This is a genomic window from Candidatus Neomarinimicrobiota bacterium (assembly GCA_034716895.1).
Classification (GTDB): Bacteria; Fidelibacterota; UBA8477; order UBA8477; family JABMPR01; genus JABMPR01.
Genome location: JAYEKW010000041.1, coordinates 1 through 15,026 on the forward strand (window position 1 = coordinate 1; position 15,026 = coordinate 15,026).

A 15,026-nucleotide genomic window follows, 5' to 3' on the forward strand; every position below is an offset into this window, starting at 1 on the left:
TACACAGTTGGGCTAAAGCCCTGAATTTCTAGTGATCTGTTAATCCCCCAAGCTAAAGCATGGGGTCATTACAAAACGCCACAACCTTCAGCTGAATTTTGTCAATTGTTACTTGTAACTCTTATGGTAACAGTGTTTTGCGCAAACTCCATAGGTCACTTAAGGTGTATTCACCTCATACTCAGTCAATTACAACTATTTTCGAGAAACCTCTGTAAACAAAGCCATGGTTGCGCATATGATCATCCACATTTGTAACAAGGATCGTGAATACGATCCTTCTCCATAGTTCCTGTATATCATGCTTAGGTTGTGCTCCGAATTGATGAAGGGCATCAACTAATTCCAAATAGCTCCTATTCTCGTGATCCAAAGCTCCCAGCATGCTCATCCCTGACAGGAATGGAATCCTGGAAGAACCTTTGTGGTCGAACCTCTCAAGAAGTATGACATGTCGATCAGATACATTGATTTGTTGTGAACGTTAAAGCAGTATTTATTGCATTGTGAAGAATCCATTTGACCATTATGTAGTCTGATTACTTCTTGACCCTGGTTCTGATCTTTGAACCATATCTTCTTCAATAATTTCTTTGTTCATAAGATTTCTCCCAAAAAGGATCCCCCCACAATCGCATTAGCTTACTCGGAACTTCGCCCACATTTTGATCAAAATAACTGACGCAATTATGGAAACTGTTGTAGTAACTATAGCTGCAAATGTATTTGAATAGAGCCAGAAACCGATGGAAAATAGACCGTTGTAGATCACAAGTAACCCCAGAAATACTCCCAGTATGCTAGATGGCAAATCCCATTTCTCTGAGATATAGACATCAACATTCTCACCGTCCTGTTTAGCCTTGTCCAAAACCTTTTTCCAGCCTGGACCACCAGGAGTTATTTTGCGGTAAAAATTTAGTAACGTTTTCTGGTCACTTGGTTTTGTAAGCAGGGTGACCAATACCCACCCTACCGTGGTGATAGCCACGCCGATGACCAGTTTTTTCCATTCAATAATATCCGCAAATCCCAAACGATGGTGGATGAGCTCAAAGTAAAGGGCGACTACAAATGATATGACCATTGCAGCAATTTCACTAATGGCATTGATCCGCCACCAAAACCAGCGGAGCAAAAACAGGAGTCCTGTACCAGCTCCGATCTGCAGCATGATGTGAAAGGCTTGCAAGGCGTTACTCAGGAACAAGGCCAGTGTACTTGCTAGAATCATGAGAATGAGGATTGTTCCTCGGCCAATCAGGACCAGTTCTTTCTCGCTGGCTTCAGTTTTAACAAACCGTTTATAGAAATCATTCACGACATAGGATGCACCCCAGTTCAGGTGAGTAGAAATGGTTGACATTACGGCTGCGATAAGAGAGGCTACCACAATTCCTAATATGCCAGCAGGCAAATAGGTGAGCATGGCAGAATAGGCCAGATCGTCTTTTAGGATGTTTGCATCAATATTTGGAAAGGCAGCCCCTAAGGATTCCAGGTCCGGGAAAACAACCAGAGAAGCCAGCGCGACCAGAATCCAGGGCCAGGGGCGTAAAGCATAATGAGCCAAATTGAAAAACAGGGTGGCTCCCATGGCATTCTTTTCATCCTTTGCAGCTAGCATGCGCTGGGCGATATAGCCACCACCACCGGGTTCGGCACCAGGATACCAGACACTCCACCATTGAACAGCAATGGGAATAATCAACACAGTCATCAATAAATTCGTATCTGAGAAATCTGGCAGGAGAGATATCTTACCACTGACTGCAGGATGGGATAATAAATTTGTCAGCCCACCAACCTCTGGCAAATTAACCACAATAACTGCTGCATATACGGCACCAATCATGGCAATAAAAAATTGAATAAAATCAGTAATAAGCACACCGCGTAAGCCACCAAGCATACTGTATATTACAGTTACCAAAGAGGCCCAAAATATGGTTTCAAAGGGGGTGAGTCCCAGCATGACCCCACCAATTTTAATTGCGGCGAGTAATACAGTGGCCATAATTATAACATTAAAAAAGACCCCAAGATAAAGAGACCGAAACCCCCGTAAAAAGGCTGCCGATTTTCCACTATAGCGCAGTTCATAAAATTCAACATCAGTCAATACTTCTGAGCGGCGCCATAATTTCGCATAGATAAAAACAGTCACCATTCCGGTGAGCAGAAATGCCCACCACATCCAGTTCCCGGAAACACCATGTTGGCGAACAAGGTCTGTAACCAGGTTGGGTGTATCTGCCGAAAATGTAGTTGCAACCATTGAAACACCCAATAACCACCAGGGCATACTACGCCCCGAAGCAAAGAATTCCGCTGAATTTGAACCTGCTTTTTTGGCTACGCTAAGTCCAATGATCAGTGAAATTGCAAAAAATCCAAAAATTGAAATCCAGTCGATAAATTGTAGTGTCATTGTATTTTCCTAATGTTAAACCATATAAGCTGTATTATTTGTCAACCATCTTTAAAAAAGTTCAGGTGGATCATTACTATGCTTGGTTGAGCCGTCTTTGTGAGTCCCCTTAGGAGGTGGCATTCTCCAAGGCTATGTCTTGGGCTTAAGAGATAGCCGTCTGTCTCCACACAGACCGTCTTCGGCGTGGGCCAAGCCTGATCCCGCTCAGACTGTCAATTGGCGTGCCTCAAACTACATGATCTAATATCAAATCAAAGTCCACATTATATTCGTATAAAGATCTTCTTTTTATATAGCCAATAGGTTAATGCCCACAGCAAGCCCCAGAGCAAGAGTGATTCTAAAGTTAACGTGAAGGCATCTGATGTGAAGCCAAAAATACCATATACAAAGGGATGAATAATTTTTCGGAACCATTCCGTCCCACCCGTATGGGAAAACAGATAGATAAATAGGGGATTCATGCCCACAAATGTTGAAAAAACTGCCCATGATCGAATCCGGCGAACATCGATGAGCCAATAAAGAAAAGCCAGAGTGAGCAGTGCCCAACCCCCTGATGCAAACACAAATGTTGTCGTAGAAATTCGTTTAACAATTGGCGTGAAAGGATCAAGTCCATATCCAATAACCAGCATCGCCAATCCGGCAAAACCGATAATTTTAAGCTTGCTCTGCCAGTTCCGTTTACTCATTAAGATCATTCCAGCCAGGACACCCCAAATGGTGTGAGCACTGGTGGGAATGGCATTGAAGGCGATCCAGTGACCTGCAGAAACTTTGCCCATAAGTAACATATCCATCCAGCTGCCAAAGTTGTGACCAGGGGTAAATGCCTGATCATATCCTGGCACCGACCATGTTCTATATAAAACCTCAGTGAGTAATAACAGACCAATGGAAATAGCGAATTGAATTTTCATTGACTTGCGCATGATGAGAAATGCGATAAGATAAGTAACCGAAAGCTGAGCCAGGACATCCCACAACTCAAAGGTGATTTTCCCAGGGCCAATGCAGTACAGAGCCCAGCCAAGAAATAACAGGATCGCCGATCTTGTTATGGCATGTTTGAAACTATCTAACCAGCTCTGTCCTTTGGCCCAGCGAGCTGCGAAAGAGAAAGGCATGGCGACTCCGACGATGAACATAAAGTAGGGCTGAATCAAATCCCAAAAGCGTAGTCCATTCCAGGGGTGATGATGAAATTGCAGAACGAAAGATTGCCAAAGGCCGTCCTCTGCGCCGAATTCCAGCAGGTGCTCATAGAGAAAGGTGGCTTCACCAATCAATAAGAACATGGTCAAGCCCCGGAATACATCCAGGGACAATAAACGCTCGCTAATTGCTAGATGTTTATTCGAAGCAGTGCTATTCATTACTTAGTCCTCGTTTCAAAATTCTTTTAGTCAGTAAAAAGTTGAGTAGGGAATATAGGTAAGAATTTGAATTATGGTATCTAATTAAAATATTTTAAAAAGAAAGTTAGACATATTAAAAAATATTATTTATATTCGTGCGCTCTAAAATTGCTCATTGGCGCTCAATAACATCAAGGAACTAAAATTTCATGAAAACAATCTCCATAAAAAAGTTCACTCCAGTTTTTACCATTAATGGCATAGAGCATCGCTTCGAAAATTTACCCCTGAAACCGGGTACTGTCATATCAGGAGATATGGTATTAAAATTATGGGAAGATCACAAAGCTATTCGATTCTCACTTAGCCAAAAGAATGGAAAGACTTACTCTCTTGATAAAGTGCATTACAAGTTTAGTGTCCCCCTAAGAAACTTCGGGAAAATACTTATTCCTGATTCAGGTCGTTTCTTTATGGAAAAATTCTTCCCTCGGCAAGTTTGGAGTTTCAAGTTTACTTCAACGGGTCGAGCTCTGGCAAATCCCTATTTCTGTCTACTTAACGCTCATGAAAAAGTAGATTTTGGCTTTGGGTTACTTGGGAAAATCTATGAATCAGAATTTCATTTCCATAGCCCCGGCGCAAACAAGAAAAATAGCCTCACGGTTCACGGTGGAGTGGCCAATGCTAAATTAAGCTGGAGTGTGAAATTTCCTCTGTGGGATATGCCGGTTGGAGAAGTAAGTGTTTTTGAGGATGGAATCTATCAGTCAGCTGGCGAAGAAAATTGGTTTGAAAATCTTCGTGAATATGGCCGGATTTATCAGGACTATCATAATCTTAAATATACAATTCAGGATGAAGGTTTCCGGCCTGCTCTGTGTACCTGGAGGATTATTAATTCGGACAATATGACCCATGATTGGATTCTTGATACTGCCCGAGGTGCTAAAGAGTTAGGCATGAAAGCGTTGATCTTTGATGATGGTTGGTACGGAATTGGTTTGGATGGCCAAAGTTTAAAAGGTGATATGGGTGATTGGCCTATTACCATTAAAGGGAAATTTGATGATATTAGGGAAACCGTTAGAGCTGTCAAAGACATTGGGATTGCCCCAATATTATGGTTCTGTCCCATTGGAATTGGTCCATACGCAAAATCGAAACCAAAAGTAAAGCATTTACTTACTCATGTGAACCAAGAACTTTACACCTGCAGCGCTCGTTTTCATACCCTTTGTGTACGAAGTCCTGAAGCCCGGGAAGTGATGGTCGAAAATCTACTCAAGCTTATTTCCTATGGTGCTGAAGGTATAAAAAGTGATCTATTTGATTATATGCCCGATGCTGCTTGCGATTCGACAGAACACAGTCACGATTGTGATACAACCAGCGAAGGGCTGCGCCGCACCTTTAAATTGTTATTTGATGAAGCCATGAAGGCCAAGCCGAATCTTATTTATAGTGAGAAAAATAACTATGGAAACGTAGAATTGGCCACGGATGGTAGTCATGTACGCGGTGGTGATTCGCCCTTTGATGAGAATATTAATACCCATCGTAGTATTTATCCGGCGGCCTATATGCCTATTGTTCATAACGACTATCTGGCATTCTCAAATTTTGAGGAACCTGAAAAATTAGCCATTATGCTGATGAAGCAAATTACAACCGGTGTTCCTAATTTCTCGATTAATGTCCAAAAGATTAGTCTTAGACATGCCAAAATTTTAAAAGCCTGGCTCAGTTTTTTTGATGATCATCTCGACCTGTATAAGAAGGGTGATTTTAAACCTCAGAATTCAGTCATGGATACCTTTCAGAGAGTCAATGACCAAAAGGCATTTATCAGCGTTTTTGCCACGGGGCGTGAGATCAAGTGGGTCGATCGACCCCATGTGTTTGTGCTTAATACCACTGAATATGATGACCTCTACCTGTCAGCCTCTCAAAAGGGTACCTATCGAAGGACTCTCTATAATCACCGTTTAGAAATGATCAGTACCTCTGATGTACAATTGCCTGAGGGTAAAATTAAAGCTCCCTCAGCTGGCCTAGCCCACTATGAAAAGATTGGTGCCTCATCATGATTACTAAAAGCCTAATCGTTCTTGCCGGTGGTCTTTCTTCTCGGATGAAATCAAAGCGTGGTGATGATCAAACTAATATTAATGATATTCGCGAAGCAGAGAAAAAAGATAAGGGGGTTATTGGAGTTGGACCGGCCGGTAGACCATTACTGGACTATCTGCTCTGGAATGCTCGTCAGGCAGGATTTGAAGAAGTTGTTTTGGTGACACGCTCAGAAAATTCTGGCATAAAAGCACACTATGGCAAAGCCGATCACAACAATGATTTCCATGGGTTAGATATCTCCTATGCCATTCAGCATATTCCTGAAGATAGAGTGAAACCTTTTGGCACATCAGATGCTCTGTTACAGGCGATGGATCAGTATCCGGGGTTTATGGATAAAAGTTTTGTGGTTTGCAATTCTGATAATCTATACTCAGCAAAAGCGCTGGAGCAAATTCGGAAATTTCAGAGTCGCAATGCCTGGGTAGATTACAATCGGGATAAGTTAGGTTTTGCCCCAGAACGTATCGCTGGGTTTGCTGTCACCAGTATTGATGCAGATAACTATTTATTGGATATTATAGAAAAGCCAAATTCTGAACAGGTCGCCAGTGTAAGTGATGCCCATGGTAGGGTAGGTGTAAGTATGAATCTTTGGAAATTATCAGGTCCGCAGATCTATTCCTTCCTGAAAGATTGCCCTGTGAGTCTGGAGCGAGATGAAAAGGAATTGCCTCAGGCCATTTTAGCAATGGCGCGTTCCAATGCTAAATCGGTTCAAGCATTAAAAATGGAAGAGGTCGTACCTGACTTAACTGAAAAAAAAGATATTGCCCGCGTTCGTGAATTTTTATTTAAGGAATATGGAGAAGAGCTATGCTGGTAAAATCAGGTGTCAAACATCTCATGCTCATGTCGTTTCTGCTACAGGTCAGTTTAATGGTGGGGTGCAGTAGTCAGGAGCAGGTTAAGCCGGTGGAGCAGGTGAATGGTCCCTTAGCTGGATTTACATCTGAATCCAGATACTTGGTTTATTATGGCGATTGGTCACCCGAACAAGTTCAGTATTCTAAAAAATTTGACCTGGTTATTCTTCATCCAAAATCAAATGTCACTGCAGAAGTTGTAACTGAAATTCAAAATGGAGTTGATGGGATTACCAATAACGAGGATGATTGCCTTGTCGTTGGCTATGTTTCCATCGGCGAGGAGAATCCAGGTCCACTCCTAAAGGGAAATGGACGCGGTCCCGTTAGCTGGGTAGATAGTGCTCTGGTGTATGGTGAAACAGGAGTTGCCAGCTACTATCTGGATGGCGATAATGACGGTGAAGTTGATTACAATGGCACCTGGGGGAGTCGCTACACCAACGCTGGTGATCCAGAATGGTATAATGAAATTCTTAATCATACCGATGGCTTAAAAACAGTGGTAGACACTCTGGGCTGTGATGGCTTCTTTATGGATACAATTGATTCTGCCTCTCCCTGGCATACCTTTGCCTGGATGATTCCAGGTATGCATAAAATTATTGTACAAATAAGATCAGATTTTCCAAGTTCCGTCTTGATTGCCAATCGTGGCTTATTTTATTTTTATGATACCTTGCCTGAGGTTTACCGATATAATATCAGAGAACTGGTCAATGCAGTCATGTTTGAGTCCTATTACACATCCTGGAATTGGGAGACATCTGAAGGTGAGGTAAATCCCTGGTTTGCGGAAAATCATAAAGCTGAAGCGGTTCCTCATGTAAACCGTGAGGCCGCTAAGCCGGATGGATTTACTGTGTTATGTCTTGATTATCTTAATCCGGAGCAATCGGACTATGAGCAAATGCATAAGGCCCAGGCTGATGAAGTAGCTCTACAGGCCCATTGGCTGAATAGTGTCACTGATGTCTTGCTGAGATCAGGTAAAGATCTAAGCCGAGAAATACCTTGATAACGAACCTCAGTTTCCAGAATTGTAGAAATAAATATAAGAATACAGGATGAATCTATAAATGGCTATACTTGATTGGGGAATCGTAGGCGGATATTTACTTCTATCACTAGGTGTGGGACTGTATTTCACAAGAAGAGCTTCTAGCAGCTTAGATGACTATTTTGTGGCAGGTAGAAGTTTGCCTTGGTGGTTAGCTGGAACCAGCATTGTAGCCACTACTTTTAGCTCAGATACACCTCTCATGGTAGCGGGGATGGTACGTGACAGCGGAATTTATGAGAATTGGTTCTGGTGGTCGGCCGCCTTTGGAAGCTTAATTTCGGTTTACTTTTTCTCGAAATTGTGGAAGCGGTCTGGGGTTAGAACTGATATCGAATTTATCGCATTGCGCTATGAAGGGAAAGGTGCTGTTTACCTGAGATATTTCCTCGCCCTATATAAAGGAATCTTCTTTAACATGTTTATTCTGACATCTGTAACACTAGCCGTCGGAAAGCTTTTTGGCGTTATCCTCCACTTGAGTCCGGAGCCTCTTATTACCCTACCCATCCTTGGACCTATCACTCCATCATTGGCATTGATAGTCGGTCTAGCCACAATGACTTTTTTCTATACGATCTTATCTGGACTATACGGTGTTGTCTACACTGATCTACTCCAGTTTGTTCTGGCCATGGTTGGGGCGATTAGTTTGGCCTGGTTGGCCTGGGCCGATGCAGCATCTACTGGCGTGAGTGTTGTGGAGCGCTTATCCGCGAGTCCGGGTTTTAGACCCGAGATGTTGAATTTTTTCCCCAGTTTTGAAAATTTCGATTTAAAAGTGCTTACCTTTGTCGTGTATTTGGGTGTGCTCTGGTGGGGCATGGCACCTGGGTATGCCTATCAAATTCAGCGACTTCTGGCCTGTAAAACTGAAAAAGATGCCCTCTTAGCTAACTTGTGGTATAGTGTTTTGCATTATGCTGTGCGGAGTTGGCCATGGATCATTGTTGGTGTGCTGAGTGTCATCTATTTTCCCGACCTGGTTGATTCTGAAAAGGCATATCCAATGATGATCGATAAGTTTATGCCGGTTGGTCTGAAAGGGATTATGATAGCCAGTTTATTAGCGGCCTATATGAGTACCATAAATACCTTACTCAATTGGGGCTCATCTTATGTGATAAATGATTTTATCAGACCGCGAAATCCTGAGCTAACCGAAAAAAAAGCAATTTTCTATGGCCGTGTTACCGGGGGTCTACTAGCCGTGCTAATGCTCTTTTTTGTAACACGCTTAAACAGTATTCTAGGTATTTATAAATACGTCACGCTCATGGAGTCAGGAGCTGCAATTATTCTGGTACTTCGTTGGTATTGGTGGAGGGTCAATGCCTGGACAGAAATATCAGCATTGGCTGCATCACTTATTGTTGCAAATTTTCTACAGCTTTGGTCAGTAACTGCCCCGCCACTTGAGGGCTATGATGGGATGTTTCCCGTAAGAATTTTGATCACAACTGTGGCCGCAGCTATCGTGTGGATCAGCGTTATGATTTATACGACAACTGAACCCAGTGCCCATGTAATCGAATTTTATAAAAAATTGCGGATCGGTGGAAATGGCTGGAAACGAGTATTCGAGTCTCTACCAGATTTTCAACCCTATGCCCATAGTTTTAAAAATGATGTGATGGCATATTTTGCGTCTCTGATTGTTATTTTTGGGTTCCTGTATGGTGTTGGGCAGCTTCTGTTTGGCGAGACATGGTCTGGCTATATTGCCCTGGGAGTTGTATTTATGAGTGCTGTGTATTTATGGAAGGCTCTTGATAAGATCACAGTTTCTGTCGACGAGCACTGATTAAAAACGCTGATCTGTCTTTTTTCCATTAAAAGCATGACTCATTTTATCGTTTAATAATTTCACAATTACTGGGCTACTATACTGTACGGCCTATTACCAATGACAAGGACTAGACCATGAAACGTTTCTTGCACGTGTTCCTCAGTGGCATATTCGTAGTTGTTTCAGCCTTTGGCACGACTAGCATGATGACGCTAGCGAGCAGAGTTCAGCCCTGGCTGACCATTCACCTGGCTGATGGAGTTTCCCGAAATCTACCGTTAATACTGCGTGGCTCTCATGCATTGAATAGGGCTAATCACTTGACCTACATCACCCCTGGTTTTGAGCTGGAATTGGTGTTTATTGATCAGGGGGACTATGTGGAATGTAATGGTACTGTCTTGTCGAATGATGGGGGAGAACACTGTGTTACCGTTGATCTGGCGATTCCTGTTGAAAATCTGCTTTCCTATCAATGGGATCAAAATATTGATGATAGTCAGTCTATAACAGCCGCTCAGCATCATTATTCTGAGTATGTCAATATTGCTACCCAGCATCCACCAGATGGTTCTTTCAATGCGAATGAGCAATCGAATGGAGGGTACAACGATTTGGTTGGTACTGGACAGATGTCCTATTATCCGCTGGCGTCAATCTCCTCAGATACACATGGTTATGCCTGGGCGGTTGACATGGGGCTGCCCTTGATCTATCGTCTTAGTGCTCAAACTGAGCGTGGGATGGTTGCTGAATTTGACCTGGGAATTAGTCCCGAAACACAAAAATTCCCCAATCGAGCTCATTTTAAACTTTATCTGTTTGAGCATGAATCTCAGTGGCACTTTCGATCAGCTCTGGCAGCTTATTATGCAATTCAAGCAGAGTACTTCAAGAAACGTGTAGAACATGAAGGTATCTGGCTACCCTTTACCCCCCTGTTCTCCATAGATAAGTGGGAAGATTTTGGATTTGCTTTTCACGAGACTGGTCATTCGACCCGTGATCAAGGAATAAAGCCTGCTACGCTAACCATGCTAGCTGACAAAACAGCTCCAGATGTATACAGCTTCCAATACACGGAACCCTGGGATGTTCAAATCCCTATTCAGTCACTAGATGCGCCTTATGCCTCAGTGATTGGTGGTGAAACAATCCCAGAAGGGCACTTGGCGTATTTTCCCAGTTCCGTGACTCTCGATAAACAGGGATTGTATCAAGCCCGTCGTTTGGAAACACCCTGGTTCAAAAGTGGTTGGGCAGTAAGTATTACCACCAATGTTGACCCTGAATTACCCTCACCTAACCGCTTTGAATATGTTTTACAGACAGAGATAAATCCTGCTTTGGCATTGGATGTAGATGGTATTTATTTCGATTCTATGGAGTGGAATTGGCATCATGATCTTAACTATGATCAGAATCATTTCAGATATACTGATTATCCTTTGACCTTTTCTACGTCAGCAAATCCACCTCGACCGGCGATCTGGAACTACAGCAGTGAATATGAAATGATGCATCAAATTGCCGATGAAATGCACGGTATTGGAAAGCTGGTCATGGGAAACGGTTTTGGCTGGACACCCTTCTCCGCCGGAATCTTGGATCTCTTTGGGGCTGAATTCAGTTGGTTCCATGCTGCAGATTATGATAGTCGGATTCTTCAATTTCGACGTTCTATTGCCTACCAAAAACCAATCGTAGTATTACTAAATGAAGGTTTCTCTGGTGATGACTTCACTAAGGCCCCCTATGATGGCTACCGGGTATACTTTGAGCGGATGTTGTTTTATGGTTTCTTTCCCTCATTCTTCAGCGCAGATGCATCAAATGATCCCTACTGGGAAGATTCCAAAAACTATGATATTGGGCGGCCTTTTTTTAAAAAATATATTCCACTTATCCAAAAGATTGCTGCAGCGGGATGGGAGCCAATTACGGGGGCAAAAGCAGATCATGGTGATATTCGTTTGGAGCGCTTTGGGAGCACAGGTGATTTATACTTTACAGTTATGAATACTTCAGAATCTATTGTTAATACAGAAATTACCATTGATTATCGAGCTTTAGGCGTGCCTAAACCTCAATCGATTAAGGAACTGATTTCAGATGAGCCTGGCCACGTAAAGATCAGCAGGAAACATGTACGTATCCGCTTGACCTTGCCGCCTAATAGCACCCGGCTTTTGGAAATATCTGAATGACTTTAAAGGTATTAGCCCAGTAATAATTAAGGGGAATTTATGTTACAACGTACATCTGTTTTCGTATTGTTGACATTGGTGTTTGCTTTTTCAGTTAATGGACAGAATATGACCAAGGGTCCTTATCTAGCAGATCCACAACTTGGCAGTATTTCAATTCGCTGGGAGCTTGACCAGGAAAATACAGGTAAAGTCTATTATGGTCAGAACTCAAAACTAAAACACAAAGTGAAAGCCAGGTTATTGGGCAAGGTCTCTGGTCACTACTTGTATGAAGCAAAGCTCACAGACCTTTTGCTTGATGCAACATATAAATATCAAGTAAAAATTGGGCGAAAAAAAGGAGATGTATATACTTTTCAGGCTCCCCCAGATGCGCAGGCTAGTTGCAGCTTTGCCATTTCAGGTGATAGCCGCTCCCACCCTAAGATATTTTCCCAAATTGTAGCCGGTATCTCAAACTCTGATCCTGATTTTGTGATAAGCATGGGGGATCTTGTGGAGAACGGTGGAAATTTTGAGCAATGGGATAAGTTTTATTTTGGCCCTGCTGAAAAACTTATAGCAGAGCGCCCCTTTATTTCTACTCTTGGTGATCATGAGGGGAGTGGCGATGATGGAGCGCTCTTTAATCACTATCTTTTTCCTGAACTTGAATATGAGAAACTATGGTATTCATTTGATTATGGGATGGTCCATTTTGTTTCTCTGGATTACCGCCACGCAGACTCAGAAAAGATGCAGGATTGGTTCAGGCAAGATATGGCGGCATCGAAGGGGAAGTGGAATGTCGTTTTTATGCATAGACCAACCTACAACCTAGGGGGACACCGGTCCTTCTGGGGTAATCCTGATTGGCCTGATTTGTTTCGCGAATACAGGGTTGATGTTGTTTTTGGAGGTCATTCTCATATTTATGAACGGTTTTATCCTGTTTACAGTGGTGAGCAGAACAGCTGGACGATTACTTACATAACCACAGGGGGGTCAGGAGCGGGTCTCTATGAAGCGATACAACATCCTGTTTTAGCTTACGCCAAATCTACAAACCATTATGCAGATGTTAAAGTGAGTGCAGAAAGTTTTGAGTTACAGGTATATGAAATTGACGGTACGCCTATGGATTCGCTTGTAATTACTAAAAATGCAAATGGTACACAAGCTGATGACTATTTGGCTTCTGCACGATCCAGGAGAGAGCTAGATATTATGGGGGTCTTTGCTGGCCCCATATCCTGGTCGCTGGATTCACCACCCCTATTTCATCGGCCTGCCAATAAGGAATTCAATTTGAATGCAGGTTCTATATCTGAACCGATAAAGTTTAAGTTGCGGCTCTCTGAGACATCATTGCCGAACTACAAGATGGAGCCGTATGTGGGTGAACTGATCCCAGGTCAAAACCTGGAAATACTGCTTAAGATATGGGGTAAGTCTGATCTGAAAGTTTCAGGTTGGGGGCAAATAGATCCACCTTTTCGAATTATTGCAGAATATGAGCAAGATAAAATCAAAGGCGCTGTCCAGGGCAAATCACTCAGAATGAGAAGTTGGGGGGAATAACACTCATTCCATATGCTTGTTTCCTGTTGCACCAATTGTATTTCCAAATGGCACTATAAATTCCAAGTCTCTTTTTATGAGGTAATCATAGCCAGAGCCTGGACGATCCAAGTTGATAAAGTAGATAATAAATAATTTATATAAACAGTAGATATATATTAAAATATTTTAATATATGCTTGATAAGGCACAACTAGACGCTTATATTGGAGACAAATATGACAAACATTAATCATATCCGGTTCTCATCTCGCCATGGGGAAGTTGTAAAGTACTTGTTTTATAACGATAATACGACGTTGCGAGATCTCTCACATCTGCTTCAAATCACTTTTCCAACCGCTTCAAAACTAATTGAGGATTTGTTGCAGGCCAACTTTGTGATCATTCATGAAGAGAGTCGGTCAAGTGGTGGCCGTAGAGCTGCTCAATATCAACTCAATGCAGAAGCTGGTTACATCATCTGCGTTGATGCAGGGCGGTTAAATACAAAATTGGCAATCATGGATTTAAATCGAAATGTGGTGGCAAATAGGCACTTTCGAAGTAGGGTATTTCAACATGAAAATGGGTTTTTGCCGCTCATGGTTGAAAATATTGAAGAGATGAAGGCGGAATTAGATATTCCAAATGAGAAATACATTGGCATGGGCATTGGCATTCCAGGCTTTGTAAATTCGGATCTGGGGATCAGTTACTCTTTTTTGAATTTTTATGATAAACCAATCAGGGATGTTCTTGAAGATGCCTTTAAACTTCCAGTGGTTATTTCAAATGACGTTAACCTGATGGCTTATGCAGAATCTAAGTTTGGAGCTGCAATAGATCAGAGCGATGCGCTGGTTATAAATCTAGGATGGGGTATTGGCTTGGGTTTGATTCTTGATGGGGCTGTCTATCTGGGAGCGGATGGTTTCGCTGGTGAATTTGGGCATATTCAGGTTAGAGAAGATGGCGAACAATGTCACTGTGGGAAATACGGTTGTTTAGAGACAGTTGCATCAGGAGAAGCTATTGCCAAGGAGGCAATTCGCAGGTTGCAAGACGGTGAGAAATCTTTACTCATTGATGACTTTCAAGAAGACCCTAAAAATATATCCGCAAGAAAAATTGTAACAGCTGCACAGGCAGGAGATGAGTTCTCAATAAATTTGCTGCACGAATCTGGCACTGCTATTGGCAAGACGCTTGCCATGGTATTACAAATTCTGAATCCAAAGACAATTATACTGGGTGGTAAACATTCAAAAGCAGGCGCATTGTTAACTAATTCGATTCAGCAGAGCCTCCTCAGGAATACAAATCCCAAAATTGGTAGCAATATTTCTATCCAGAATTCCACACTCGGAGAAAATTCAAACATCCTGGGAGCAGCTTCAATGGTCATGGAGAAAATTAATTATGCTGGAATATTGCAAAGGAATATGGCAATAAATATTTCTGGAAAAAATTTGTAAACCACTGGGAAATTGAATGATAGGACAGCAAATACAGTGAATTTAATCTTTCTTTTCAGTAAAAATATGGGCTGGGTTGTAACTGCTAAACAAATCACTTATCTCCTTCTAGATTGTGTATCTGCACCATCAAAACGCATAGACTGTGGTTTT

10 protein-coding genes are annotated in these 15,026 nt (G+C 42.3%); 7 read left to right on the plus strand and 3 right to left on the minus strand.

Going from position 1 to position 15,026, the window contains the following annotated elements; all coding sequences use genetic code 11:
* Positions 1-181: 181 nt before the first annotated feature.
* The 3 genes from U9Q77_02950 to U9Q77_02960 form a co-directional block, all read right to left on the minus strand.
* On the minus strand, positions 182-472 hold the full coding sequence (locus U9Q77_02950) for a HipA domain-containing protein (GenBank protein ID MEA3286321.1): 291 nt from the start codon (positions 470-472) through the stop codon (positions 182-184).
* Between the two features lie 165 nt (positions 473-637).
* The gene (locus tag U9Q77_02955) at positions 638-2,431 is read right to left on the minus strand and encodes a sodium:solute symporter family protein (protein ID MEA3286322.1); all 1,794 of its coding nucleotides are present in this window, start codon (positions 2,429-2,431) and stop codon (positions 638-640) included.
* Between the two features lie 266 nt (positions 2,432-2,697).
* Positions 2,698-3,813, minus strand: a complete 1,116-nt coding sequence (locus U9Q77_02960) for a DUF5009 domain-containing protein (protein MEA3286323.1) — start codon at positions 3,811-3,813, stop codon at positions 2,698-2,700.
* A 191-nt stretch (positions 3,814-4,004) separates the two neighbouring features.
* On the opposite strand from U9Q77_02960, the gene U9Q77_02965 reads away from it, so the two are divergent.
* The 7 genes from U9Q77_02965 to U9Q77_02995 all read left to right on the plus strand — a co-directional run bounded on the left by U9Q77_02965 (position 4,005) and on the right by U9Q77_02995 (position 14,873).
* On the plus strand, positions 4,005-5,885 hold the full coding sequence (locus tag U9Q77_02965; protein MEA3286324.1) for an alpha-galactosidase: 1,881 nt from the start codon (positions 4,005-4,007) through the stop codon (positions 5,883-5,885).
* On the plus strand, positions 5,882-6,757 hold the full coding sequence (locus U9Q77_02970) for a sugar phosphate nucleotidyltransferase (GenBank protein MEA3286325.1): 876 nt from the start codon (positions 5,882-5,884) through the stop codon (positions 6,755-6,757). Before U9Q77_02965 ends, U9Q77_02970 begins: the two co-directional genes overlap by 4 nt.
* Positions 6,748-7,815 carry a hypothetical protein gene (locus tag U9Q77_02975; protein ID MEA3286326.1) on the plus strand — a complete coding sequence of 356 codons (1,068 nt, stop codon included), beginning with the start codon at positions 6,748-6,750 and terminating at the stop codon, positions 7,813-7,815. The genes U9Q77_02970 and U9Q77_02975 overlap by 10 nt, the downstream gene beginning before the upstream one ends.
* Positions 7,816-7,876: 61 nt before the next feature.
* Positions 7,877-9,661 carry a sodium:solute symporter family protein gene (locus U9Q77_02980; GenBank protein ID MEA3286327.1) on the plus strand — a complete coding sequence of 595 codons (1,785 nt, stop codon included), beginning with the start codon at positions 7,877-7,879 and terminating at the stop codon, positions 9,659-9,661.
* A 119-nt stretch (positions 9,662-9,780) separates the two neighbouring features.
* Positions 9,781-11,853 carry a hypothetical protein gene (locus tag U9Q77_02985; protein ID MEA3286328.1) on the plus strand — a complete coding sequence of 691 codons (2,073 nt, stop codon included), beginning with the start codon at positions 9,781-9,783 and terminating at the stop codon, positions 11,851-11,853.
* A 39-nt stretch (positions 11,854-11,892) separates the two neighbouring features.
* A complete protein-coding gene (locus U9Q77_02990; GenBank protein MEA3286329.1) occupies positions 11,893-13,416 on the plus strand; it encodes a metallophosphoesterase in 1,524 nt (507 codons plus the stop codon).
* 218 nt (positions 13,417-13,634) lie between these two features.
* Complete coding sequence (locus U9Q77_02995; GenBank protein ID MEA3286330.1) at positions 13,635-14,873, plus strand: ROK family protein; 1,239 nt, start codon at positions 13,635-13,637, stop codon at positions 14,871-14,873.
* Positions 14,874-15,026: the final 153 nt, after the last annotated feature.

What these genes read in the sequence shown, in the direction of transcription:
- U9Q77_02955 (MEA3286322.1), bottom strand. Translation starts at nt 2,431, where the DNA reads ATGACACTACAATTTATCGACTGGATTTCAATTTTTGGATTTTTTGCA.
- U9Q77_02960 (MEA3286323.1), bottom strand. Translation starts at nt 3,813, where the DNA reads ATGAATAGCACTGCTTCGAATAAACATCTAGCAATTAGCGAGCGTTTA.
- U9Q77_02965 (MEA3286324.1), top strand. Translation starts at nt 4,005, where the DNA reads ATGAAAACAATCTCCATAAAAAAGTTCACTCCAGTTTTTACCATTAAT.
- U9Q77_02970 (MEA3286325.1), top strand. Translation starts at nt 5,882, where the DNA reads ATGATTACTAAAAGCCTAATCGTTCTTGCCGGTGGTCTTTCTTCTCGG.
- U9Q77_02975 (MEA3286326.1), top strand. Translation starts at nt 6,748, where the DNA reads ATGCTGGTAAAATCAGGTGTCAAACATCTCATGCTCATGTCGTTTCTG.
- U9Q77_02980 (MEA3286327.1), top strand. Translation starts at nt 7,877, where the DNA reads ATGGCTATACTTGATTGGGGAATCGTAGGCGGATATTTACTTCTATCA.
- U9Q77_02985 (MEA3286328.1), top strand. Translation starts at nt 9,781, where the DNA reads ATGAAACGTTTCTTGCACGTGTTCCTCAGTGGCATATTCGTAGTTGTT.
- U9Q77_02990 (MEA3286329.1), top strand. Translation starts at nt 11,893, where the DNA reads ATGTTACAACGTACATCTGTTTTCGTATTGTTGACATTGGTGTTTGCT.
- U9Q77_02995 (MEA3286330.1), top strand. Translation starts at nt 13,635, where the DNA reads ATGACAAACATTAATCATATCCGGTTCTCATCTCGCCATGGGGAAGTT.